Source organism: Geomonas edaphica (genome assembly GCF_004917075.1).
GTDB classification, from domain to species: Bacteria; Desulfobacterota; Desulfuromonadia; order Geobacterales; family Geobacteraceae; genus Geomonas; species Geomonas edaphica.
On record NZ_SSYB01000004.1, the window covers coordinates 952,807 to 978,257 of the forward strand.

Genomic DNA, 25,451 nt, shown 5'->3' on the forward strand with positions numbered 1-25,451 from the left:
TAACTCCCATGTCGCACGCAACAAAAAGGCGGGGCGCCTTGTGACGCCCCGCCTCTTATTTGATCCGTTTCCGGCTACTTCTTGTGTTCTGCCTCGCGGGTCATCGTCGCGGCTTCGGTCCTGATATCCACCAGGTCCTTCTGCAGCTCGGCCAGGCCGTACCAGGTGACGTAGTCGGGGTTCATGTGGAACGCCCCCTGGAAGGCGCGCATGCGGTGCTCCAGGAACATCACGTAGAGGGTCTGCTCGATCGGCGTCCTCGTGTCGTAGAAGGTGAGGAGATCCGGGTAGGCCGGCTGCCCCTTCTGCGGCTTGAGGACACCCTTCTCGTAAAGACCGGCGACGATGGTGATCGCCTCCGCCATCAGCTTGTCGGCTTCCTTGATCATCTGGTCGGCGTTGCCGAGCTGGGTCTTCGCGTAGGTGGCGCTGTGGCACTTGCTGCAGATCCCCACCATCTTGTCGCGGGATGCCTGCCACTCCTCCTTGGAGAGACGGGCGACCTTACCGGCTTTCACGAGGTCGAGACGCGCGGTCGGTTTGCCTGCCGGGTCGAGCACACCGAGACCCTTCAGGATGGTGACGCGGTAGCCCATCCACTCGGCGTCTTCCTCGGGGAGGCGCAGCGCCAGGAAGCCCCAGGAGGTCATCACGTTGTGGTCGCCGTCGCCCATGTGGCAGGTCTGGCAGGTCGGCGCGCGGCCGGTGTCACCTTCCATCTGGTAGATGGAGCCGTGTTTGGAGTTGGACCACATCTCCCATTGCGGGTGGTCGAAGCCCATGTGGCAGGTGCGGCAGGCTTCCGGCTTCTTCGCCTCGGCCTTGCTGAACTTGTGACGGGTATGGCAGGAGTTGCAGGGGGAGCCGTACTGCCCGTCGGCACGCGATTTCTCGTCGCGGATGCCGACCTTGTGGCAGCCGCCGCAACCCTTCATCCCTTGGATGTAAGCGTGGGGCTGGAGCTTGTTGGTCGGCATGGCGTCCATCGCCACCCAGGCGGCGGCATGTTTGCCGGAAGCATACTGGTCGTGCTGCTTGGTGTGGCACTCCTTGCAGGTCTTCTCGGTCGGCATGCTCACCTTGGCGACGTCGGCGGCGCTCTGGTGCGCCTTGCCGTGGCAGCTGGAGCAGTCCACGCTGCCGCTCTTGCCCATTTCCCCTTCCAGGAAATCCTTTACGATGTTGGGCGTCACCTTCTCGTGACAGGTGATGCAGTTGCTCTTCCCGGCGAAGGCCGCCCCGGCGAGCATGAGTACCAGCGCCAGCGCCCCTCCCAGCTTCTTACAGCAATCGATCATGAAATACCTCCCCTTTATGGATAAAAAAACAGGGGACATGTAAACCACATGAAAACGGTCTTTTCCTTGACGCAGGTCAAAAAACGGTGAACGGGGGTGGGGGCTAACGTGCGGGAAAGGCGAGCCTGAAGGCGATGACCCACATGGTGCAGCCGACCATGATGTCGAGCATCCGCCAGGCCTGCGGCTTACGGAAAAAGGGGGCGATGAGGCGTGCGCCGTATCCGATGCCGTAGAACCAGGTGAGGGAGGCGGCCATGGCCCCGAGAGCGAAGGCGAGACGAGAGAGCCCCGGGTACTGCCCGGCGAGGCTTCCCAAAAGAAGCACTGTGTCCAGGAAGGCATGCGGGTTCAAAAGGCTGAAGGAGACGGTCATGAGCACCACCTGCCGGAGCGGTACTTCGGAAGCGGTGCCGTCTTCCGCCTCCAGCAAGCCGGGCCTTAAGGCGGCGGCGAAGGCGCGCAGGCCGTAGGCGAAGAGAAAGAGGACCCCTCCCCAGAGCGTCAGCTTCATGAAAAGCGGGGAGGCGGCGACCACGGAGCTGAAGCCTCCCGCGCCGAGCGAGATGAGCAGTGAGTCGCAGAGAAAGCAGATGGTGCAGACGGTGAAGACGTACTGCCGCTTGAGCCCCTGGCGCAGCACGAAGGCGTTTTGGCTTCCGATGGCGATGATGAGACCGGCACCGAGGCCGAAGCCGCTCAGTAGAGGGGAAAGGAACTGGGGCATGGTGCTGGGAGATCCCTTGTCAGCGTTTGATGACGAAGAGCAGGCCGCGTTCGCAGCGTTCGTCGGGCCTGCTGCTCTTCGTGAAATGGTAATGGGGGAGGTCCAGCTCCCGCACCTTTTGAGTGATGAGCGCCATATTCGGGTAGTCGACGGTGTTGTTGGTGTCGTGGAAGAAGAGGATGCCGCCCGGTCGCACCACGCGCAGGTGCTCGTCCACCCAGGTGCCGCTGTTCACGTGGTCGGCGTCAGAGATGAGGAAATCGTAGGCGTTGTCGGGGGAGTTCGCGAGGAAGGTGCGCTCTTCCATCGGGGCCACCACGTTCACCCCGGCCATGCGCAGGTTACCCGCCACGTCCTCCATGTCGCCGCCGCGCGCGTCGCCCCAGTTGTCGACGCAGGTGAGCTTTCCTTTCCCGTTGTAGCGCAGCGCGTGGATAAGGCTCACGGTGAGATAGCCGGTGCCGATGCCTAGTTCCAGCACGTCGTCCGGCTTTTGCGACAGGAGGGTGCCGATGATGAACATGTTGTGGTTGCGGTCTATGGCGACCTCTCCCGCGCCGGACTCCATCGTGTTGAGCAGTGCGAAGTAATCGTTCAGGGGCTGCATGTGCTTCCTCCATGTCGCCGAGGTTTGATAAGCGATGCCGGCAACTTAGAGCCGACGGCTTAATTTTGCAAGGGAAAAAGCGGATCTGGAAAAACCGAAGGCCCGGAGGGGACTCCGGGCCTTGCCTTGATGGGGATTATTTGTCGTGGCAGGTGATGCAGAGCGCGCTGTTCTTATCGCTCTTGATCAGGTGCCCCTTTGCAGGGTTCAGGGGATCATGGCAGGTGAGGCACCCCACGGCGCCGTTCACCATAATCATGTTGCGTTCCTGTGGTGAGATCGGCTTGTACCCCTGTTTGTTCACGTAGCTTTGATAGATCATCCCGATGGGGTGCTCCCCGTCGAAGGAGTGCACGTGGCTTGTCCTGCTGGATGCGTTGTTGCGCAGGTTCACCTTCACGTCCGGCCCTGCGGCGCCGTCGTGGCAGCCGATGCACTCCCGCGACAGCGGGTCGATCTCCGGCGGTGCGTCGGCTGGTGCCGGACCCGCGTTAGCTATGAGAAGCGCCGCCGCTGCTGCGATCAGTGCGCTTTTTCTATTGCTCCATGGCATGTTTGCCCCCTTGTCAGGCCGGTTCATAAAACGCGTGCTGTCCGATCTCTTCGGCGGCACTCCGGCGGGACTTTAGGGGAAGAAGCCTTTTCCTGTCTACCTGGTCCTGGAACCCCATGAGAAGCTCACCAGGGCGAAGGAGCGTTCTCCGGAAGTCTCGCCTTCGTCCGCGTCGGCTGTCTCCTCACGGTCATCGATCCGGCTGTTCATCTTCGCCTTTTCCACCTTGGCAAGATACGCCTTTTGCGCCTCGACCGACTTTTGCAGCATCAGGGAATAAGGGCAGGTCCCCTTGGTCGATGCGGCCGCCGCTGGGGTCTCGTCGGCATGGGCTGTGGTGTTGAGCCCCTCAAGTGCAACGGCGGTGAGGGTGAGTGTCAGTATGGTGAAAAGCTTTGCTTGAAATCTTGTCAGGGGTCTCATGGCTTCCTCCTGTGCGGTGCGTGTTGAACGTACCGTTACAAGGACGATGCCATCGCGCAAAAGAATATCAGAAGGGCTAAGTCATGCTATTACAGCGTGTTAGGTCGGAACTTGAAAATCCTTTTCGTAGCTACTGTTCAGCGTTTGCACAATAGCCACGGAATTGGTGTTCAGGTTCTGATATCGAAGACGGTAAGGGGAAGTTTGCACCGGCAAGGTGCCATCATGATTTCTCGCACAGGACCCAGGCCGTGAGCCCCGGGATCTTGATGCCGATGCGGGCCGCGGCGGTGAGGAGTGCGTTGTCGAGGCGCAGCGTCTTTTCCACCAGGAAGGTGATCCATGCTCCCCTGCGCCACTGCCCGACGCCTTCGGAGCCGTCGTTCATCCTGAGGACCTTGAACAGCAGCAGTTTGGGGAGCAGCAGCGAGGAGAAGAGGTAGCCGGAGCCCTGGACCTTGAGGCCACAGGCACTCGCAACTTGTACGAGCCCCGGCAGCCGGTAGCGCCGGTAGTGCCCCAGGGCGCGGTCGTGTGCGCTGAAGAGGGACTGGAAGGCGGGAACCGTGATCATCATCCTCCCTTTCGGGCCGAGATGGTGCTCCACGATCTTCGCTAGAAACTGGCGGTCATCCTCGACATGCTCCATCACGTCCAGCAGCAATACCATGTCGAAGACGGATGATTCGGGGAGGGTGCGCCGGAAGGTGATGCCGTTGGAGGAACCGGAGAGCCGCTCGATCCACGCGTCGGTAAGGCTCGTGTCCACGGCGGTGATGCTCCGACCCGGTATGTCGGCGAAGAGGCCGCGGGCTGCGAAGGCGTCGCCACACCCGATATCGAGGATCGTCATCCCCTTGAAACAGGAGGGGGCGATGATGCGGCGCACGGCCCTTAGCCGTGCGGTCTCCCACGGGTGTCGTTGCGGATTAGCTTGATCGGCTTCTCTAAGGTCCATCGGACAACCCCGCATGTGGCCGCTTGATGAGTCGGCCCAAGGTGTCACATGATGGCGCCGGTGTCAAGGCGGCAGGCGTGGCGCTTCCTGCTGGAGTCAGTCCCGTTCCACGGCGAGGGCCGCGATGAACCACTCGTCTTCCAAATCAAAGAGCAGGGTCATCACCTCCGGCTTCTTAGCCACGTGAATCACGTATTGCTTTCCGGAGACGATGGACGGGGTAGAAAGCCGGATGGCGAGTGACTCCTCGGAGAGGTAGCGCTTGAAGGCACCGGCGAGGACGTTGGCGACCTCGCCCAGGGCGTCCTCGACCTCCTCGTCGGTCGGTTCATCGATATCGAGCATCTGGCAGGCCATGCGGTGTGCCAGCCGGGTCGAGACGTGTAGGCTCACCAGGCCGTTGTATTCCCCGGCAAGACCGACCAGGCCGCTTATGCAGTCGGCGAAGTTGGAGGCGGGGTCGACCGAGAGAGGTAGGTGCAGCAGGTGATCCATGCCGAGGAGCGTCGAGAAGATTTTTCTCGTCTCCTGGATGAGTGATTTTTCCAGAGCCGGACCGGCGCAGCCGATTCTCCCAAGCAAATGATCCGAAAACATGTCCTTTTCTCCATCCCACGTGAAGTAGGGCTGCACCCGTTGTCCCACAGGAAGACAGGGAAGACAGGGAAGAGGTGCGACCGGTGTACTGACACGGGGTAGAGCAGGGAGCGTGCCATCAGCCCAAGTTGAGGCGGGACCGGAGGTTTGGCGGGATGGGCCGGTAAATGGGTGTCCCGGTTAGGGACGGTGTGGGTGTTTCGGGGACACCGACGCACGGCAGCTACGGCGGGAACATAGGGGTGGCGGAGACCGGGCGGTATGTTGCCTCTGGTTAATTTTGCTCGACTCATGTGGCGGTTGTGTGGTAAACAGCGCCGTTGCCAGGGGGCCATGGAGTGTGGAGGGTACGTGAAGGAGAGTCTTCGCAGCGGCGCCCGGATGCGGTAGCCTACCTCGGCCTACGCGGACCCGGTGCGTAACCGCGTCCGAGTGAGGCATCGAGCTCGTCGATCCACCCCGCTTTGGCGTGGGGAAACGCGTCTGCGTAGGGCACGTAAGGCTTGATGTCCAGGACTGGGGTCCCGTCGAGAAGGTCCACGCCGCGCAGGTGCAGCGTCTTCCCTTCGATGCCGACCAGCTCCACAGCCGACAAGCCGATGGAGTTGGGACGGTGCGGTGACCGCGTGGCGAGAACACCACGTTTCGGACCGCCCCGTGGCGGCTTCACGCTGCTGCGCCACCCTTCGCTCAAATGAAAGGCGAAGATGAGCCAGAGTCTCTCAAACCCTTCCAGGTCTTGTATCGCCTTCTCATCTAGCCACTCTTCAAGTTCGAGCGTGGCCAATGCCGGTGTGCCGGTCTGCGTTCCCGCTACCACGGTACCCTGGTGCGGCGCATCGATGCGGCGTGCATATGGGGATCTAAGCGTGCCGATGGGGCGATAAGTGAATTGGGTTTCGTAGATCATCTGTGACTTCTCCGTGGGGCCCGGATCTTAAATCAGCTTTTCGGAAAAGGCAAGCGCACCACTTTAAAAGCGGGGATGGAAGGGGAGCCGGTGGGTTACCGCCGGCAGAGGAGGTTCTGCATGGTCTTTAGCTGGTTCACGAAAAAGGGGGAGACCCCGGCTGAGGGTCGGTGTGATCTGCAAGGGGCACTGACGTCGCATATCGGGGAGAACCTTGGCGAAGCGCGTAGGGGATACGAGGCCCTCGCGGCGCAAAACCCAGATGACCCTGTACCACACTTCCTGCTTGCGTGTCTTTCCCTGCAGCAGGGGGACCGGGGCGGCGTGAGATCCTTGCAGAAGCTCCCGTCGCTCTCGCGCGACACCGCCGCCGCCATTGCCGGTTCACTTAAAGGTGCTGCCGGAGAGGTCGCATCCGGGGTGGTCGCCCTCTTGTCGGCGTTCGGAGCCGCCCTGATGCGCGAGGGGATGCAGAGCGAGGGGCTTTTCTGCTGCCGCGTCGCGGCGGCGTTTGCCCCCGGTAACGCCGAGGCGCTGTACCGCCTGGGTGATGCGCTTCACGATGCGCGGCTCATGCGGGAAGCCGAAGAGGCGCTCTCCGCGGCGGTTGCCGCAGATCCGCGACACTGGGGCGCCTGCTACACCTACGGTTTTCTCATGCAGGATCTGGGGCGGGATGCGGAAGCCGTTCCCTGGTATCAAAAGGCCCTGCAACTGAGGGAAGACCACGCGAAATCGCATAACAATTTAGCCTCCGCGCTGCTCGCCGTCGGGGAGACCTCCCGCGCCTTCGTGCACGTGAAGCGCGCCGTGGAACTCGACCCGAACTACACCTTCGCCTACATGAACCTTGGCACCATGTACAACCTCGAGGGACGGTACCGGGAATCGCTGGCGGCATTCGAACGCGCCGCGACCCTCGGAGCGCCACCCACCTGCCGCGTCAAGCATGCAGTGATCTTCCCCGCGGTCGTATCATCGGTTGCTGAGATCGATGAGGGGCGCACGCGCATGGTGTCGGAGCTGCGCGCGCTTGCCGCAGAGGGGATCAGGCTGCACGACCCGGTGCGCGAGGTGGGTATCACCCCCTTTTATCTTGCCTACGCCGGGATGGACGACCTGCCGCTCATGCGGGAACTCGCCGCCTTTTACGCCGGCGCCTGTCCGCAGCTACTGCGGGTCGCCCCGCACTGCGTGGCCGGGGGGAGGAAAAGGGGGGCAGGGGAGCCGGCGCGTGTCGGTTTCGTCTCCACCTTCTTCTACGATCACACGGTCGGTCGCTACTTCGGGGAGGTGATGCGCCGGCTTTCCCGCGAATGGTTTCACGTCACCGCCATCTCCAACTTCACGGTGGATGACACGGTGAGCGCGTCGATCAGGGAGGGGGTGGACGAATGCATCGTTATCCCGAACAACCTGGCGGCGGCGCAGCAGGCGATCGAAGAGGCGGCGCTAGACGCCCTCATCTTCTGCGACATCGGCATGGAGCCGCTCACCTACTTCCTTGCCTTCGCCCGACTCGCCCCCGTGCAGATTGCCCTCTACGGTCACCCTGTCACCACCGGCATCCCCAACGTCGACTACTTCCTTTCCCACGAGGATTGCGAGACTGACGAGAGCCCCGGGCATTACAGCGAGAAACTTTTGCTGCTAAGCCGTGAGGTCTCATACACCTGGTTCCGCCGCCCAGTTCCGCCTGCTGCGCCCCGTTGCCGTGAGGATTTCTCGCTCGCCGCCGCGGCACACCTCTACCTCTGCCCCCAGTCCGTGTTCAAAATCCATCCCGACATGGATGGGCTCTTCGCGGCGATCCTGCGCGACGACCCGGACGCCGTGCTTCTGTTGTTCGAGGGGTGGAATGCCAACTGGAACGAGGTGCTGCACGACCGCGTCGCCAAAGCGGTCCCAGAGCATGCCTCCCGCGTCCGTTTCCTGCCGAGGATGCCGTACCACGATTACCTGTCCGTGGTTCGTTTTGCTGACGTCATCCTCGACTCGCTGCACTTCTGCGGCGGGGCCACCACCTTTGACGCTCTTGCCATGGGAACGCCCGTGGTAACGCTCCCGGGGAGGTTCATGCGCGGCAGGCAGACCCTCGCGTGCTACCGGCGGCTAGGCATCGAGGAGTGCATCGCACTGGATGCTGGGGATTACGTGACAAAGGCTGTGACGATCGCATCGAACCCGCAGCTTCGTGATGAACTTAGTTGCCGCATTCTTTCTGCCTCTGCAAAACTCTTCGAGGACGATGGCATGACATTGGAACTGGGGCGACTTATTCTGGAGAAGGTTTGAATAACTCTCAGAGACGGATATCATATCTTTGGTAGGGGATACTTTCGAAATCACCTACAAATAGGCCGACGCCGGTGTGTTATACCTATTCGGGAACACGAGGTGTTTTAGATGAAAAGACTTGCCGCCTGCTGCTGTCTCTTCCTTAACCTGTTACTGACGGCGCACGTTGCCTGTGCTGCTTCACAGGATACGTATACCTTCGCCGTCGTACCCTATTACAGTCCCGAGAAGATCTGGACGCTTTTCACACCGGTGGTGAATTATCTCAGCAAGACCACCGGTGACAAATGGCAGCTCCAGTTCTACCCGAATCACGCCGAATTTCTCAACGACATCTGCAACGGAAAGATCTCTGCTGCCTTCACCGGTCCGGTTCCGCTCGCCCGTGCCTATGAGGCGTGCGGCGCCAGACCCTTGCTGGTCGCCCTCGCTCCAAACGGCAAGCCGGTTTACCACTCCGTCTTCGTCTCGAGCGATCAGGCGATCCGGAACCTGCGCGACCTGAAAGGGAAGCGGGTAGGCTTTTTCAAGGGCTCCACGGCTGCACACGTGGTGCCGGTGAGGATGCTAAAGGATGCCGGGGTCTACATGGCGGACATCTCGCCCGTGTTCCTTGGCAGCCAGGACAAGCTCGTATCCGCGCTGCTTACCGGTGACATCGCCGCGGCTGGGATAAAGGAGGGGCTCTACCAGAAGGTCTCCCGTGAGAAGCTGCATGTCCTCTCCCGTTCAGAACCCCTGCCCAATTTTGCCGTCTGCGCCCTCCCCACGTTTCCCGCAAAGGCCCGGGAACGGTTCGTTGCATCATTACTGAAACTCAAACCCTTGACCAATGCACGGGACAGGGCGTTTGTCAGTCACTGGGACGACGAGGTAAAGCACGGTTTTGTCACCCCTGATCGGGACTTCCTCGTCGGCGTCTTCCGAATTCGAGATATGTTCAAGGACGCAGGTAATGGCATTCGATAGAAAAAGCCTCGGCTGCAAGCTGATAGCTCCCAGCCTCGTTGTCATCGCTGTTGTCTTCTTCGCTCTGCTTTTCCTCATCAAGTCAATCACCGTCCGGGTCCACGACGACTATGTCCGCTTTACGCTCGCCTCTGCTAACGGCGAAGTGCGTAAGGTTCTCACCACTGCCGCCAACGACCTGACCGCCGCCCTCCTTGCGGGAAACGAAGAAGTCACCGAGGCAAAACAGAAAAGTGTGATGGAGACGCTTAGGCTGCTTTGGTCTGGAACCAGCCACGGCGGTGTCGTTATCGACTCGAGCGGCGTCGTGCTGTGCACCACGCTCCCCCTTCCGGTTACCCGGGCGGTGGCAGCCCAGGCTGCGGAAGGGTACCGTGCCATAAAGATCGGTGGCGATGAAGTGGCGGTATTCGGTCAGCGCTTCCCCATGTGGGGATGGGACGTTGTGACGGTAAGCAAGGCCCGTAACACCTGGTTGCAGGACGGCAAGGTCGCCATGCTCACGCCGCTTGTAGCCACTGGGTGCCTTGTCATGGTCTTCGGCATCTTCCTGGTGCTTAAGAAGAACCTGCAGCGCCCGGTGGAGAGCATGGTTGCGGCGGTAAGTTCATCCAGACGGGTGGAGCCGACTGGCGTCACTGAATTCGACATCGTTGGGAACGTAGTCAACGACGCCTTCCAGCGCCTTACGGAACAGACCGAGACCTTGCGGCAGGAACTGGCGGAGCGGACGAGGATACAGGAAGAGCTCAGGGCCAAGGACGAACGGATACACAATCTGCTCGACTGCACGGAGGAAGGGATCTTCGGTGTCGACCCCGACGGCGTCTGCACCTTCTGTAATAGGTCGTGTCTGCAACTGCTTGGCTACCAGCAGGAGGAAGATCTGCTTGGTAAGCGGATCCACAACCTCATCCATCCTTCAGGGGGGGATGGTGACGAGGTCCCCAGCGAGGAATGTCCGGTCTGTAACACGTTTAGAACCGGTGTGGGCGCCCATCTACCAGCCGAAGTGCTGTGGCGTGCGGACGGTACGGCGCTGGAGACCGAGCTCTGGGCGCACCCGGTGGTGGACAACGGGGGGATTTGCGGCGCGGTGGTCACCTTCATCGACGTCACGCAGCGCAAGTTGCTCGAAGATCAGTTGATCCAGGCGCAGAAGATGGAGTCGATCGGCAGGCTCGCAGGAGGTATCGCCCACGACTTCAACAATCTTTTGACCCCCATCATGGGGTACTGCGAGCTGTTGCGGCTCGACCTGCCGGAAAACACGCTGGTTCAGGAGCGCTGCGGTAACATGCTAAAAGCCGCCGGAGGGGAGAAGGAGCTCGTGCAGCAACTTTTGAGCTTCAGCCGGAAACAGGTCCTGGAGATGAAGGTGGTCGACCTGAACCAGGCGGTTGGCAACTTCCAGAGCATCTTGCGGCGCACCATACGTGAAAGCATCGATCTCAAGATGTCGCTTGCGGAAGGAAGCTATCCGGTAAGGGCGGACAAAAACCAGATCGAGCAGGTGGTGATGAACCTCGTGGTGAACGCGCAGGACGCCATCAGCGAGCACGGTGTGGTAACCATCGAAACGGCACCGGTGCTTCTGGACGACGAGTATGCACGTCTGCACAAGGATGTCATACCCGGACGGTACCTGATGCTCGCCGTCGCCGACGACGGTTGCGGCATGGACCAGGAGACGCGGCAGCGCGTCTTCGAGCCGTTCTTCACCACAAAGGGGATCGGCAAGGGGACCGGGCTTGGTCTTGCCACCGTCTACGGCATCGTGCGGCAGCATGGCGGCAACATCTGGGTGTACAGCGAACCGGGCAAGGGGACTGTCTTCAAGTGTTACTTCCCGCTCGCGGAGGGGACGGCTGTTACCGAGCGCGCCGATGCCGGCGGCAAGGTCAGCCTGGAGGGAGCAAGGCGGACCATCCTTCTCGTCGAGGACAACGAGATGGTGCGCCTGCTTGTGGCCGAGCTTCTGACACAGGCGGGTTTCGAGATGCTGATAGCCGGGGATCCGAAAGAGGCACTGAAGCTTTCCGAAGGGCGCCGCGTGGATCTGCTCGTTACCGACGTGGTGCTCCCGCACATGTCCGGTCCGCAACTGCACAGAAAGCTCCTCCAGCACGACGCCGCCCTGAAGGTACTGTACATGTCCGGTTACACAAGCAATGCCATCGTGCACCAGGGGGTGCTGGACGAAGGGACCCACTATATCGCGAAGCCCTTCGCGCTAAACGAGTTCGCCCGCAAAGTCGCCGAGGTGCTTGCCGTCTCAAGTTGAGGGCTTTGCGGGCTCGGTAGTGTCGCTATTCTCTGGTGCGGGCTCGTTTTCTGCGTCACCTTGCACCGGTGTTCGGGGGGGGAGGGTGAAAAAGTTGGGGTCCTCGAACTGTCTGACCTTCGCGACCTGGGTGTCATCGTCCTCATCCGCCGTGCAGATGATCCGCCACTCAAGAAGGGTGTCCAACTGACGGGTGATGTCCCAGAGGATCAGGGTGGAGGCATCCTTGTCATAATCATAGGCGTGCCATCTGGTCGGCGTATCGGTCCACATCATCCGCTCGAGCGCTATGGTCTGGCTGAACTTGTTCGTGTTGAGGTTGTAAAAGGTCCCCTTTCCCTCCGCGAGGCTTAAGAGGGCGACGTCGGTCTCGGTGCATAACCCTTGGACGCCTGCCCGGCAGATGAGGCCTCCCGCGACGGAATTGGGATACTGCTTTATGATCCTCAGCTTGGAGTTCAGCACCTTCACGGTTCCTTCCCTGATGTAGACCTGGAGCTTATCGCAGTCCACGGCGAAGGTCTGCATCGGGATGGTGCGGGCCGTCCGGCTTTGGCCGTGGGGAAGGTCAAGGTTGCTGTTGAGGAGGAAGGTCCCCGTTTCGGTCCCAAGGAACAAGGTGTCGGGGCGGTACGATCCTCTGCTTACGCAGGTCACCTCGCCTTGCACATGAAAGGTTCTCACCGTGGTGCTGACCACGTCGAGGCTCTGCCGTACCACCCGGACGTTTTCCCCCTCCGTGATGACTGCGTAGTAATCGTTGTCCTTGCTGCTCGACATGAGCATGCCTTGGAACGAGGGGTTTTCTTCGTAAGTGAAATTTTCGTTGATGACTATCTCGGCCAGGAAATGCGCTTCCGTTTCCGACAGCTTGACCCGCCAGACGTGGTTGGAAGTCTCGGCGTTGGCTAAGAGAAAGAGATCCCTGTCGGGGATCGAGTCCAGAAAACCGAGATCCTTGAAATTGGGGGACCGGTACCGCGCCGCCGTGCCTTTGGCGACGTTTATCACGAGGATGGTCTCATCGTCCTCCCTGAACAGTTTGTGCAGGAGCGATTCTCCGACCAGGATCAACGGGACCTGGGGCTTTGTCGCCAGATCAAGGTCCGCGTCCGGCGAGACGATAACGGTAACAGGCTCGATTTCGATGGCGAAATAATCGGCGATCTCCTTGTCGATGGAGGCGAGCTTTTCCCGGTCCTCTATGGAATCCTTCAGCGCGGCGGCCTTTGCGGCATTGCCGATCAAAAGGGCGGTCCTATAGTCTTCCAGCTTGTCCTCCTCGGTTTGAATTCTGTAGCTGTGGTAGTTCAGCGTCATGTCTCTGTACTCGCGGGAACGTGCGGCCTCCTCGGCAGGAAGCTTCGTGGTCACCCTGCGTAACCGGGCGGCGTAAGTCCTCGCTTCAGCCAAAGACTCGGCTTGGAACATCCGCCTCATCAGGTCGCTGGCAGCACTCCTCGCCAGCTCCCTTTCCGTCTCCAGCAGGCCAGCGTATTCCTCGTCGAACTCGGGATAGCCGCAAAAGTACTGCTTGATCTTCTCCATCCGCTCCAGGCATCCCGTGCGCTTGCCCGCCGAAAGCTGCGCCTTCACCGCGACGAATGAAAGCCATATCTCCTTGGCCTCCTCATCGGGAAGCTTCATCAGCTTGCGGTTTCCCTGCAGCACCGAAAACAGCGGTGCGACGGCGCAAGCCTCCTCGAGTCTCCTGGCCTCCCCCTCGCGTGACAGCCACATCAGGATGTCGAAACAGTCGGACCACTCTTCAGCGGCGGCGAGGACGCGGAGCTCACCCAGGCGCTGGTCGACCGATTGAAGCTTCAGTACGCCCTTTTCCTTTTCGATGAGCGCCAGGACCCTGTCCGCGCTGCTTCTGTCCAGTTCCTGCAGCTTCGCGAGCGGTTTCAGCCTCTCCTGAGGTGATGTCGCCCTCTCGTACTCCAGCCATAGCGCCTTGATCTCCTCTTCGGTTCTTCTCGCCTCGATTTCCCGCAGCAGACAGCGCCCCTCCGGATAGTGCGGATAACGCGCGAGGGCCTGCCGGATCAGCGCTTCAGCCTGGTCGAGGTTCCCTGCGGCTAAAGCCGGCCGAGCCTGCAGCAGAAGCGGCTCCGCCTCCGCCCGCATGCGTTGTTCGATCTTGTTTCTCAGCTCGGTTTCGGCGGGAAGGATCCCTTCTTTTGCCTCGGCAAGCTTCAATAGAGACAGGGCGGTTGAGAGGTTCCCGTCACGGAAGGAGATGTCGGCGCAGGCGAAAAGCGCGCTCTTGCCGAGTGTGTCGGGACGGAGGTTTTCGAAAAGGGCCCTCGCCTCAGGGATCATGCCCCTGCTGTAACAGGTAAGCGCCAGGAGTTCACGCACCTGCCGGTCCGCCTGGACATCGTCGGGTTGGGCGAGGATGGTTGCTGCGGCGCTTTCGTAGGTCCCCATCTCTTCCACGAGCATGCGCACTGCCTTGATCAGGGGCGCCAACTCGTTGCGGTCCCGGACCCGGATGGCCGCGAGAGTCTCCTCCGCACCGCTGTAGTCGTACTCAACCAGCAGGCGCTGGGCGATGGCCAGGGCCTCCCTTGCAGGAGTACCGCTCTTCGCCTGCTTCTGCTTTTTCTTAGGCGATGGCTTCGTTGTCGCCGGTGCCTTGATCGGTGCAGGTTCATCGATGGCATCGAGGGCCTTGACCGAGAGCACTCTGATGTGGGTATGGCAGGCGTCGATGGTCGGATTGGATCTGTGTCTGATGAGTAGAATGTCGTCGCTGTAGGGGTGAGGAACGAGCCGGAAGTTCTGGCCGTAATTTTCCAGGAGCAGGTTCTGCAGGGAGTCCTTCAATCGGTAGCCCGTTTCGCGGTCGACCTCCGAAAGTTGGAGCGAGGTAGGGTTGACCCCTTTGATGAGGGAGATGATCTCTTCGGCCCCGGGGAGCCGCGAAGAGCCGAGTACTGCCTCCGCACGCCGTACGTGCTTTTCCCATATCATAAGAGTGACCCCTCCTGTCAGAAAAATTAGACACGGCTAATTTTAGTCTCTTTGCTCAAAGGTGCAAGAGCACGCTTCGTATTTATGACAGTAGGAGACCGTGCTCCCCGAGGTGATCCTGACTGACGCCGTATCAAATAGTGGGTGAGGCTTGGTTGAGCTGACACCGGGCAGGGTGGATGTGTGTGGAAGATGGCGCAGTTCCAAAGTGAGACGGTCCGCAAGATCGCAGATGTGCCAGCCTTCCAGTCGAGGGGCGGGTGTTCTGACTTAAGGTGCGGCTTGATTCGTCCGATATATAGGGGATGATGTTGCCGCTAAACCGCGCGCGGCGCGGCCGTCGGCCGGAGCACAGGCGGCAGGGCTTCACATTCCCGCCGGATGCACTACGACTTCAAGTGGGGAAGAGCGAGGTGAGTGATGTTACTGCAGGATCTTTTCAAGCTGGTGATTGCACCTGGCGCGACCGTTTTCGATATCGGCGCCTTCGAAGGGGAGCTCTCGCTATTCTTTGCTGCGTTGGCGGGGAAAGAGGGGCGGGTGTACTCGTTCGAGCCTCACCCCGAGCACTTCCTTGCGTTGTCGATGCGTGCCTGCGAGGAGCCCTGTGCTAACGTATTCCCTTACTGCCGGGCCATTTCGGCCACTGCAGGTCATCAGGTGCTTTTCCTCGCACCGGATGCGACCGCGCAATCCTCCAGCATTATGCCGGAGCTGGGAAGCGAGAGCCGTCTCGGAGCGGGTGTGCGCCGCTGCCTGGTGGAGACCGATAGGGTGGATGATTTTTCGCGCTCGATTGGCCGAATTCCCGACTTCATCAAGATAGACACTGAAGGTGCCGAACGCCTGGTGCTTGAAGGGGCGCGCCGCGTAATAGAATCATCATTTCCCACCCTTGTTTTCGAGGGGGTTTTCGGGTTCAATTCCGAACGTGGCGCGTTCCCATTTGGTGAGGCGGTACCGTCCCATGTAGCATGGCTTGAATCCATAGGCTATCGCATCTGTGTTGTCGACATCGACTACCTCATCAGTGCCTGGGTCTCGGAAGGATCCCGACTTTACGCCACGAACTACGGGCTTTTATCACTTACCTCAGCAGAGTTCTCTCAGTTACCCCTCACCGGCTGCAACCTAGTCGCCTTCCACAGTTCACGAAGAGATGTGTATGAGCGGTTGGATGCTGCCGTTTCCGATCGCCTGCTTGACCTCATGACCCGCCTCGGCATACCACTTGGTGCCTCTTCCAGCCTTGGCTGATCGACAATCGGTTTCAAAAGGCAGTTTGGCGGCCAACCCTTCCAGTTTGCATCCTGCGTTCGCACTACAGTTGCGCCTTTCTGCCTTGATCTCTGCGAGGTTTCTTGGGGGGTTTACTGCTGCTGTATCTGCGGGGTACGCTGCGGCTGCGGAAAAAAGGGAGGGTGCTGACCTGGGGACGCTTTTCCTGGCAACGGGAGGAAAGAGCTGAAAACAACGAGGCCCCTGGCTTTCGCCAGGGGCCGAAACGACTGATCGAATGTAGCTCGCCTTTATTTGGATTCTTCCGGGAGTTCCGGGGGAGCGCGAAGTGCAGTTGCCTACGAAGCGCTGCATGCACTCTAACGTTCCCCCCTTTGCGAAGGGGGGGCAGGGGGGATTTGCCTTTTTTCCCGGCTGCTCCGTGCCTAACGCACATGCTTGCGCTAAATTTCCAGAAGAACTCTATTTTGCCGTTATGACGAGTTCGGCGCTGGTCACTTCTTCCTTTACCGGCTTGTTCAGGAAACGGTCGGTGCAGTAGAGCAGTTTCGCCTTCACGATGTACTCGCCCGGCGCCAGTGCCGGGTCCCAGTGAAGCGTCCGTTCCTCACCGGCGCGAATGGAAGCCTCATGCGGTCCCATGACGTCGGTGGTCTGCCCGTCCGTGGTCGGGGCGAACATCCATTCCTTCCGGGTCGTATTTACCCCCTTTTTATCCGACACCTCAACCTGAAGGTAGACGGCACGCGACGGCTCGCCGGTCGGTACGGAGTGTCCCGCTCCGATGTTCACGACCGCGAAGTCGAGTGACTGCTTGTTTTCATACGGCTGAACGATGGTGACACTCAGGGAGCTCAGATGACGCTGCCTAGAATGGGCGCCCGTCCAGGTGTGCCGCCCGACGCTGCGGGGGGGGACGTCGAAGTCCTCGGCAGTCTTGCGAAGCGTCCGGGGCATGTGGCAGTCCTGGCACTGATCTTTTCCAAGGCCCGGCTTGTAGTAATCCTCCTGCCATTCGAGGAAGGTCTGGAACATCTTCCCGGGAACCCGTTTGTCGGGGGACTGGTAGCCGTGGCAGTGGCCGCACATGACGGAACTCTGCAGTGCAGGCTCGACTACGGTTTTATGCGGCGCGCCGCTCGTGCTGTGTGACGCACGGATGTTGCCGTCGGGAGTGAGGTGGCAGCTTGCACAGGTGAGTCCGCCATTTACCGCCGCGGCGGTTTTGGGCTTTGTTTTGCCGTCCGCACCTTTGTCGGTGATGTTGAAGGCGTCGGGGAAGTGGCAGCTGTCGCAGTGAAAGTCCTTTTTGTCCTGGCCGCGTGACTCGGAAAGTGCGGTCGCATGAGCCGTCGCCGAGGAGCTGACTTTGGCGGGCATGGCGAGGTTGCCGTGCTTCGTCTGTGCATGGGCACTATGGTTATCGCTACCGGTGCCAAGCGTGTACTCCCGGTAGATGGCGCCATGGCAGGCCCCGCACGTCTCAGACGGGGTTGCCGTCCCGAGCGGAAAGGTGAGGTCTTCCGCAAAAGCGACGGGGCTGACAGAAATGAGCACGGTAAACGAGGACAAAGCCGCCAAGGTTAATTTCAATCTTTCAAACACTGGATTCTCCTTTTCTTCAATCGGAACAAAACATTCTCCTGACTCTTCCCGTTGAACGCATCACTTTAGGGCTTCCGCGCCTGGGACTCAAGCGGGAGCCATGCCACTCTTCTTGATACACGGCCGGCCGGTGAGCACTAGATTAAGCCGGGACTCTTTCCACGTACAGGTGCAGTTTTGAATCTGTTTGCAGGGGCAGATTGCGACCTCGAGCGACGACGTATTTCCGGTTTTGGAACCCGTCCAATAGAAAATAATTTTAAAGAAATTCACAGGCTGACCGACTTGGAGAACTGTTGTCTCGACTGTTGCCTTCCGGACTGGATTGAGGAGCTATTTGACAATAGGAGGTTTTTATGAGACCCGGTTTATGGTTCGCCATTGTTCTGACTGCAGCACTTTCTTTGCTCTCGGGATGCAACGGCAGCAGCAGTGTCGGTGATGCGCAGTTCCTTCCCAATATGAACCAGTACATCACGCCGCTGGCCCCATCGGGCTCCCGGTTCGAGCCGCTGAACCCCGGGTTGTCGGACAAGCCGGACTGGCTCGCAGGCCAAGCGGTGACGGCAGTCAAAAGTCCTGACGGCAAAACCCTTCTGGTGCTAACCAGCGGCTACAATCGCGTCTATACGGCCACCCCCAGTTCTCCCTACCCTTGGTACACGCCGGACTCCAACGAGTACGTTTTCATCTACGACATCTCAACCGGCACCCCGGTCAAAAAGCAGGTGGTGCAGATTCCCAACAGCTACAACGGGATCGTCTTCGATCCGTCGGGCAAGGCCTTCTATGTGAGCGGCGGGGTGAGCGACAACGTGCACGTCTTTACCCGTATCGCCGACGGGGCTTGGGGAGAGGTCGACGCGCCGCTTGCCCTGGGACACAACGGTACCGGGAACGGCCTTCCCTGGAACGCAAACTTCGGGAACGGCTCGATAAACCTTCAGATCGGAGTGAAGCCGTGCGCCGCCGGTGTGGCCATTTCCGGCGACGGCAAGACGCTCGTGGTCGCGAACTATTACAACGACTCCATAACCGTCTTCAGGGGAGGGCTGAACAACTGGATGCCGGCAGCGGAACTGGATCTGCGGCCGGGCAAAAGCGGCGGGACCAAAGGTGTTGCGGGCGGCGAATATCCCTTCTGGGTGACCGTGAAGGGGAACGAGTCGGACGGGACCGCGACGGCCTACGTGTCGAGCATCCGCGACAGGGAGATCGTCGTCGTCAGGCTGAACGGTGCGCCGGCCGTGACGGGGCGGATCAAGGTCGTCGGCCAGCCCAACAAGATGACGCTCAACAAGGACCAGTCACTGCTTTACGTGGTCGAAGACCAGTCGGACACGGTAGACGTGATTCGCACCGCCGACAACGCGATCGTCGGCACCATCCCGGTCATCGCACCGGCGTCGGTACTGCCCGCTTCGCTGGCGGAGCTCAGGGGCGCAAACCCCAACAGCGTCACCTTGTCGCCTGACGAGAAAAGGCTCTTCGTGACGAACGGCAACCTGAACAGCGTCGCGATAGTGGATCTGAGGGACACCCGTACAAACGGCGAGGTGGTGGGGCTCATTCCCACCGGGTGGTATCCCAACTCGGTGAGTACCAGTGCTGACGGCAATTGGCTTTACGTGATCAATGGGAAATCCGCCACGGGGCCCAATCCCGATTTCCGCTACAGTTACGGACCCCCGTCCCGCCCGAACGGTTTTCTCACCAACCATTACAACCCGCAGTTGACCAAGGCGGGGCTCCAAAGCTTCCCGCTTCCCGCCGCTGCACAATTGCAGCCGCTGACGGTCCAGGTGATCTCCAACAACCGCTTCTCCTATGCGGATGGCGCGAGGGACCGGGAGGTCATGAGCGTTCTGCAAGCCAATGTGAAGCACGTCATCTTCATCATCAAGGAGAACAGGACCTACGACCAGATCCTCGGTGACCTGGAGGTGGGTAACGGCGATCCCGCACTTGCGGAGTTCGGAGAGCGATACACGCCGAACCAGCACGCCGTGGCTCGGACCTTCGTGACGCTCGACAACTTTTACGATACGGCCGAGGTGAGTAACGACGGCTGGGCGTGGACCACGTCGGGGCGCGCGCCGGATGTGGTCGAACGCCAGTATGCCGTCGCATACGCGGGGAGGGGGCTCAGCCTCGATACGGAGGGGACCAACCGCAGCGTGAACGTGGCTTATGCGACCCTTGCCGAACGCAGGGCGGCCAACCCGCTCACTCCGGATGACGACGACCTGCTCCCCGGACAGACCGACGTGGCCGCGCCGGACGGCCCCGGCAACGAAGTGAACAAGGGGTACCTCTGGGACGCCGCACTGCGCAAGGGGCTCTCGGTCAGAAACTACGGTTTCTTCCTGGACACGACACGCTACAACGTCCCACTGGCCGCAGGCGGCATCGCTCTCTTGAAGGACCCCGCCTCCGTCAATGTTCAGGTGGCGTACCCCTCCAGTGCGGCGCTTGCCCCGTGCACCGACATCTACTTCCGCGGCTTCGACAATTCGTTCCCGGACTATTATCGGTTCAAGGAATGGGAGCGGGAGTTCGACGCCTATGAGACGGACGGCAACCTCCCGGCACTGAGCCTCGTCCGTTTCATGCACGACCACACCGGCAACTTCAACACGGCGATCGACGGGGTGAACACCCCCGAGATACAGCAGGCCGACAACGACTATGCCGTCGGGCTCCTTCTGGAGAAGATCTCGAAAAGCCCCAGGTACAAGGACAACACGCTCGTCTTCGTCATCGAGGACGACTCCCAGGACGGCGGGGACCACGTCGATTCCCACCGCAGCATCGCGTTTGTGGCGGGTGCCTACGTGAAGCGGGGGGCGCTCGTCTCCTCTCACTACAACACGGTAAATTTCCTGCGCACCATAGAGGAGGTTCTGGGGCTCCAGCCGATGAACCTGAACGACGCACTTGCCCGGCCGATGACCGACATCTTTACCACGGCCCCGGCTGCCTGGAGCTTTACCGCCAAGCCCGCTCCGATCCTCTACGGCACCACCTTGCCGCCTTTCGTCGGTCTTTCTCCGCTAAGCAAGACGGCAAAGGTGCCGAAACCGACGCACGACGCCAAGTACTGGGCGAAGGTCACGAAGGGGATGGATTTCTCCTCGGAAGACAAGTTCAACTTCGCCCGGTACAACCGCGTCCTCTGGAAGGGGTTGATGGGTGAACGCCCCTATCCCGCGAAGCCCACGGGGAAGAACCTGCGACACAACCGCAAGGAGCTGCTGTCCCGCTACACCGTGGCGCTCAACTAGCGCCGGGAGCGAATGCACGACCGGTACGGCGACGCCGGCTGGAGGTACAGCTTTACAATTTAATCATCCTGGAGGATGGCATGGCAGAAAATGGGGGCAATAGTTCGGCGAGGTGCGGCATCAGCAGACGGGACTTCGTGAAATACACGACGGGGACCGTTGCGTGCCTGTACCTCGGGGCATTAACCACCGCCTGCGGCAGTTCGACCCGCAACAGCGATTTCCCGGTAGTCGTCTTCTCCGACGTGCACTTCAACCCTCTGTACGACGGAACGCTTTTCCAGGCGCTCGTCGCAGCGGATGCGGGCGGTTGGGATGCGGTCTTCAAGACATCAGTCATCACCTCTCCATCGGCCTGGGGCAAGGATTCCAACTATCCCTTGCTCGAGCTCGCCCTGGCAAGCCTGAAGGCGGTGCTCGGGGCGAGCCCTTTCGTGATTTTCACAGGGGACATTCTCGGGCACGGTCTGCCACAGCTGTTTTATTACCATCTGAACGGGACCACGGCTCCCCGCGATGCGTCGGATACTGCGGCCATGCAGGCCTTTACCGATAAGGCGGTCACCTTTTTCATGGAAAAGGTGCGCGCTGCTGTCGGAAAACTCCCGGTCTTTTTCGCGCTGGGCAACGGCGACTCCTATACCGGATACGGGCCGGACAGCACCTTTCTTTCCAATACGAAGGAACTCTTCCACACGACGTTTCTTACCGGCATAGGCGACCGTCAGGTATTCGAGCGGACCTTCACATCCGGCGGATATTACTCCGTGGAACCGCCCGGAACCGATCTCATGGTGATCGGGATGAACACCATCATTTTTTCTCCGCTGGTAGCGCCGACTCCCGGCGCGAATGACGACGCGGTGGCGGAGCAGTTGGATTGGCTCGACTCAAGGCTTGCCGCCGCCACGGTCGCGGGCAAAAAAGTGTGGCTGCTGATGCACGCTCCTCCCGGCGCCGATCTCGGCACGACGGCGCAGCCTGCCAATCTGGACGCCGACGGCCATATTTCCTCCGCCACCATGATGTGGGTGCCCCAGTATCAGACAAGGTTTCTGCAGATACTCGCCAACTACCCCGGAGTGATCTCACTTACCCTTGCCGGGCATACCCACATGGATGAATATCGCATGCTCCCCTCTTCGGACACGGTGGAGATAACGCCGGCCATAGCTCCGTATTTCGGGAACAACCCGGCATTCAAGGTCTTCACCATTTCCGGCCGCACCCTTAAGCCGGTCGATTACAGCTCCTTCAACTACGACCTTGCCACCGCTTCTTTGACCTTCTCCCGCTATTACACCTTCTCCGGTGCGTACTCTCTGACCGGAGATCTGGACGCTTCCCTGGCAAGGCTCACTCCGGCCTTGGTAACGAACAGCGCCGACCAGGCGCTTTACCGGGGGCACTACTACTCGGGCCATAATGCGCCCGCTTCAGTGAGTGATACGCTCATCAACCCGATCACTGATAAGAATTGGCCCATCTACTGGAGCGGTATTGAGCATATGGGACAGCAGGAGCTTATCTCGAGCGTAAACGCTTACTGATCACGCAGATGAATGCCCATACCCGGTGCTACGCGCCGCGCTCACCCAATGCCGTGATCATGGATAACGAGTTCCGGGTAATGGGCACTTCTTCCCGCCATGTTTGACACACGAAGAGAGGCTGTTACATTCTTTCAGTTGTGGCAATTCGAAAAGCCCTCCTCCAAATCTCCCCATAATAGATAAGCCTAATGCAGAGTTAGGAAGTGTTGGACCGGTTGTCGTCAAAACCTAGTAATGGAGGTTTCCATGAACGTGCGCGATAAGAACTTGGTTCTCTCACCCCGGTGGCTGGTGACCGCAGTGGTCACCTTCCTGCTCGGATTTTCCGTGATGGGCTACCTCGCCTACCGCAACGCCTACGAGGGCCCGCCGGTCCCGCGGGAGGTGCGGGTGACGGACGGCACGGTGCTCTACACCGGTGACGACGTCATCGCCGGACAGCAGATCTTCCAGAAGCTGGGGCTCATGCAGTACGGGACCATTTTCGGCCACGGCGCCTACCTCGGCCCGGACTTTACCGCCCAATACCTGCACCTAAGCGGCGAAAAGCAGACGGGGTATTATGCGGGGCAAGGACTTTCCCCCGCGGACGCGGCAGCCAAGGTTCGCACCGAGTTCAGGGAAAACAGCTACCGCCCGGAGAGCGGCCAGCTCACCTTTTCTCCGGACAGGGCGCGCGCGCACGCGGAACTCATCGACTACTACCGCGGCTGGTTCGGGCCCTTGCAGACGCAGCAGGGTTTGAAGCGGCCGTACCTGAACGACCCGGAGGAGATCAGGAAGCTCACCGCCTATTTCTCCTGGGCCGCCTGGACCACCACTGCACAGCGCCCGGGTACCGAACACTCCTACACCAACAACTGGCCGCCGGACAATCTTGCGGGTAACCGACCCACCTCGGGAGCATTGCTTTGGAGCGTGCTGAGCCTGATCGCACTGCTCTGCGGCACCGGCGCCACCCTCTTTGCATTCGGACGCTACGAGTTCCTCGGGTGGCATGCGGCGGACGAATATTCGTCGAAGATGGAGGCCCCGGACAAGATGCAGCTCACCCCGTCGCAGCGCACGGTGGCCTGGTACTTCCTGGTGGTCTCCGGGCTATTCCTCCTGCAGGGGCTTCTTGGCGGCGTGAACGCGCACTACCACGTCGAGCCGGCTGGTTTTTACGGCTGGTCACTCGGTGACATCCTGCCTTACAACCTCTCGCGCATGTGGCACGTGCAGCTCGCACTCTTCTTCGTGGCCTCGAGCTTTCTAGCCATGGGGATCTTCCTGACACCCATGATCGCCGGAAAGGAACCGCCGCATCAGGAGAAGCTGGCGCTTGTCCTTCTCGGCGCGCTGGTGGTCGTGGTCGTTGGGAGCCTCACCGGTGAAGCGATGAGCCTCAAAGGGCTCCTGTCCACCGGCGGCCCCTGGTTCTACGTTGGATCCCAAGGGTGGGAGTACCTTGATCTCGGGCGGCTGTGGCAGATACTGCTGACGGTCGGAATGCTGATCTGGCTCGTCATCCTGGTGCGCGGCATGAGGGAAAGGCTGCGTGGGGAGCACCCGGGCAACATGCCGTGGCTTTTCGTCTACAGCGCGGTTTCCATCCCCCTTTTCTACGCCGCCGGCATGCTGTACGGCAAGACGACCCATTTCAACCAGGTCGAGTTCTGGCGCTTTTGGGTGGTGCACCTGTGGGTTGAGGACTTCCTGGAGCTCTTCACCACCATCATGGTCGCCTACGTCTTCATGCTCATGGGGGTGGTGCGCGTGCGGGTAGCAACCACCATCATCTATCTGGACATCATCCTCTATTCCATAGGCGGGGTGCTCGGCACCATGCACCACCTCTACTTCAGCGGACAGCCCGAAGTGCACATGGCGTTTGGTGCGTTCTTCTCCGCCATGGAGGTCATCCCCCTGTTGCTTCTGACCTACGAGGCGTGGAAGTTCATGGGCCTTGGTGCTCCTGCCGGGACTTCCATGCTCAGTACCGCGGCCGACATGTTCCCGCACAAATGGGCCGTGATGTTCCTGATCGCGGTCGGCTTCTGGAACTTCCTGGGCGCTGGGGTGTTCGGTTTCCTGATCAATCTTCCCATCGTGAGCTACTATGAGATCGGCACCCAGTGGACCGCCAATCACGGTCATGGCGCCATGATGGGGGTGTACGGCATGCTATCCCTGGGCTTTTTCATGTTCGTGGCGCGCTACTTCGTTCCTCTTGACCGCGCCAGCAACCGCGCCATGGCCATCGCCTTCTGGTGCACCAACCTGGGGCTCGCCTGTATGCTCTTTTTGAACCTCTTCCCGGTGGGGCTGCTCCAGTTGAGAAAGATCCTTGCCACCTCCTATTGGGAGGGGCGGCAGCCGGATTTCTTCACCGATCCCATGGTGCGCGTATTCGAGTGGCTGCGCCTGCCCGGTGACACCCTCTTCATCATAGGGATACTGCCGGTGGTCTACCTTGCCGTGCGCATGTTCCTGAATAGGAACCGGCCGCGCGTTCTCTAGTTGGTTGCAACCGGAATCTGAAAGAGAAAAGGCCTTGCCTGTGGTGAGGCCTTTTTTTTCGTTGCGCTCTGTTGGAGGGCGGTTCTTCGACCCGGATATGTCTTGGAGGATCGACACCTGTTGCGTATAATCCGCATCATTCGAGTGTTGGTGTTAAAGGAGAAGATTCTTGGCGGAAAGCAAGGTAATGATATGGATCGACGCGGATGCGTGTCCTCGTGTGATAAAGGAAATTGTCTTCAGGGCTTCGGAGCGCCTACAGATGCCGGTGTGCCTGGTTGCCAATCAAAGCCTCGCCAAGCATGAAACCAAGCTGGTGAGATCCGTCGTGGTCGGGAAAGGGTTCGACGTCGCCGACGACTACATCGCCGAACACGTGGGTCCGGACGACGTGGTCATCACCGCGGACATACCGTTGGCTGCGAGGGTTGTCGCCAAGGGTGCCGTCGCCATTGATCCGCGCGGCGAACTGCTCACCGAGGAGAACGTAGGCGAGCGTCTCGCCATGAGGGACTTCATGATGGAGTTGAGGGATGGGGGGCTCGTACAGGGAGGACCGGCCCAGTTCAGCCTCACCGACCGTCAGCGTTTCGCCTCATCGCTCGATCGTCTGCTGACCCAGATGCACAAGGGAATGCGTCCGGTTTGAGTGATGGGGCAGCACT

Annotated in this window: 18 protein-coding genes; 8 read left to right on the forward strand and 10 right to left on the reverse strand. The window is 60.2% G+C overall.

Annotation, left to right across the window (positions count from 1 at the left end; all coding sequences use genetic code 11):
• Positions 1-74: 74 nt before the first annotated feature.
• The 8 genes from E8K79_RS15020 to tsaA all read right to left on the reverse strand — a co-directional run bounded on the left by E8K79_RS15020 (position 75) and on the right by tsaA (position 6,073).
• Complete coding sequence (locus E8K79_RS15020; RefSeq protein ID WP_136515407.1) at positions 75-1,298, reverse strand: multiheme c-type cytochrome; 1,224 nt, start codon at positions 1,296-1,298, stop codon at positions 75-77.
• A gap of 103 nt (positions 1,299-1,401) precedes the next feature.
• On the reverse strand, positions 1,402-2,025 hold the full coding sequence (locus tag E8K79_RS15025; RefSeq protein ID WP_136515408.1) for a LysE/ArgO family amino acid transporter: 624 nt from the start codon (positions 2,023-2,025) through the stop codon (positions 1,402-1,404).
• 19 nt (positions 2,026-2,044) lie between these two features.
• Positions 2,045-2,632 carry a class I SAM-dependent methyltransferase gene (locus tag E8K79_RS15030; RefSeq protein ID WP_136515409.1) on the reverse strand — a complete coding sequence of 196 codons (588 nt, stop codon included), beginning with the start codon at positions 2,630-2,632 and terminating at the stop codon, positions 2,045-2,047.
• A gap of 136 nt (positions 2,633-2,768) precedes the next feature.
• Complete coding sequence (locus tag E8K79_RS15035; RefSeq protein WP_162604674.1) at positions 2,769-3,185, reverse strand: cytochrome c3 family protein; 417 nt, start codon at positions 3,183-3,185, stop codon at positions 2,769-2,771.
• Positions 3,186-3,281: 96 nt separating this feature from the next.
• Positions 3,282-3,608, reverse strand: coding sequence for a hypothetical protein (locus E8K79_RS15040; RefSeq protein WP_136515411.1), 327 nt, complete (start codon positions 3,606-3,608; stop codon positions 3,282-3,284).
• A gap of 223 nt (positions 3,609-3,831) precedes the next feature.
• Positions 3,832-4,566: a class I SAM-dependent methyltransferase gene (locus E8K79_RS15045; RefSeq protein ID WP_136515412.1), complete on the reverse strand. Its 735-nt coding sequence runs from the start codon at positions 4,564-4,566 to the stop codon at positions 3,832-3,834.
• Between the two features lie 96 nt (positions 4,567-4,662).
• Positions 4,663-5,163 carry a chemotaxis protein CheX gene (locus tag E8K79_RS15050; RefSeq protein WP_136515413.1) on the reverse strand — a complete coding sequence of 167 codons (501 nt, stop codon included), beginning with the start codon at positions 5,161-5,163 and terminating at the stop codon, positions 4,663-4,665.
• 391 nt (positions 5,164-5,554) lie between these two features.
• The gene (tsaA, locus tag E8K79_RS15055) at positions 5,555-6,073 is read right to left on the reverse strand and encodes a tRNA (N6-threonylcarbamoyladenosine(37)-N6)-methyltransferase TrmO (RefSeq protein ID WP_136515414.1); all 519 of its coding nucleotides are present in this window, start codon (positions 6,071-6,073) and stop codon (positions 5,555-5,557) included.
• A 324-nt stretch (positions 6,074-6,397) separates the two neighbouring features.
• Here tsaA and E8K79_RS15060 point away from each other — a divergent pair, with 324 nt between their 5' ends.
• The 3 genes from E8K79_RS15060 to E8K79_RS15070 all read left to right on the forward strand — a co-directional run bounded on the left by E8K79_RS15060 (position 6,398) and on the right by E8K79_RS15070 (position 11,624).
• Positions 6,398-8,368 carry an O-linked N-acetylglucosamine transferase, SPINDLY family protein gene (locus E8K79_RS15060; RefSeq protein ID WP_162604675.1) on the forward strand — a complete coding sequence of 657 codons (1,971 nt, stop codon included), beginning with the start codon at positions 6,398-6,400 and terminating at the stop codon, positions 8,366-8,368.
• A gap of 111 nt (positions 8,369-8,479) precedes the next feature.
• A complete protein-coding gene (locus E8K79_RS15065; RefSeq protein WP_136515416.1) occupies positions 8,480-9,340 on the forward strand; it encodes a PhnD/SsuA/transferrin family substrate-binding protein in 861 nt (286 codons plus the stop codon).
• Complete coding sequence (locus E8K79_RS15070) at positions 9,327-11,624, forward strand: ATP-binding protein (RefSeq protein ID WP_136515417.1); 2,298 nt, start codon at positions 9,327-9,329, stop codon at positions 11,622-11,624. The genes E8K79_RS15065 and E8K79_RS15070 overlap by 14 nt, the downstream gene beginning before the upstream one ends.
• Here the strand turns inward: E8K79_RS15070 and E8K79_RS15075 are convergent.
• On the reverse strand, positions 11,616-14,603 hold the full coding sequence (locus tag E8K79_RS15075; RefSeq protein ID WP_136515418.1) for a hypothetical protein: 2,988 nt from the start codon (positions 14,601-14,603) through the stop codon (positions 11,616-11,618). The two genes, E8K79_RS15070 and E8K79_RS15075, sit on opposite strands and share 9 nt — an antisense overlap.
• Before the next feature lie 420 nt (positions 14,604-15,023).
• Between E8K79_RS15075 and E8K79_RS15080 the strand changes: the two genes are divergently transcribed.
• Complete coding sequence (locus tag E8K79_RS15080; protein ID WP_136515419.1) at positions 15,024-15,860, forward strand: FkbM family methyltransferase; 837 nt, start codon at positions 15,024-15,026, stop codon at positions 15,858-15,860.
• 444 nt (positions 15,861-16,304) lie between these two features.
• Here E8K79_RS15080 and E8K79_RS15085 read toward each other — a convergent pair whose 3' ends face one another.
• The gene (locus tag E8K79_RS15085) at positions 16,305-17,447 is read right to left on the reverse strand and encodes a hypothetical protein (protein ID WP_162604676.1); all 1,143 of its coding nucleotides are present in this window, start codon (positions 17,445-17,447) and stop codon (positions 16,305-16,307) included.
• Between the two features lie 356 nt (positions 17,448-17,803).
• Between E8K79_RS15085 and E8K79_RS15090 the strand changes: the two genes are divergently transcribed.
• The 4 genes from E8K79_RS15090 (at position 17,804) to E8K79_RS15105 (ending at position 25,435) form a co-directional block, all read left to right on the forward strand.
• Positions 17,804-20,731 carry a beta-propeller fold lactonase family protein gene (locus E8K79_RS15090; protein ID WP_198419827.1) on the forward strand — a complete coding sequence of 976 codons (2,928 nt, stop codon included), beginning with the start codon at positions 17,804-17,806 and terminating at the stop codon, positions 20,729-20,731.
• Between the two features lie 80 nt (positions 20,732-20,811).
• On the forward strand, positions 20,812-22,281 hold the full coding sequence (locus E8K79_RS15095) for a metallophosphoesterase (RefSeq protein ID WP_136515421.1): 1,470 nt from the start codon (positions 20,812-20,814) through the stop codon (positions 22,279-22,281).
• A 249-nt stretch (positions 22,282-22,530) separates the two neighbouring features.
• Entirely contained in the window at positions 22,531-24,786 is a 2,256-nt protein-coding gene (locus E8K79_RS15100) for a nitric-oxide reductase large subunit (protein WP_136515422.1), read from the forward strand.
• A gap of 187 nt (positions 24,787-24,973) precedes the next feature.
• Positions 24,974-25,435 carry a YaiI/YqxD family protein gene (locus tag E8K79_RS15105; RefSeq protein WP_136515568.1) on the forward strand — a complete coding sequence of 154 codons (462 nt, stop codon included), beginning with the start codon at positions 24,974-24,976 and terminating at the stop codon, positions 25,433-25,435.
• Positions 25,436-25,451 lie beyond the last annotated feature (16 nt).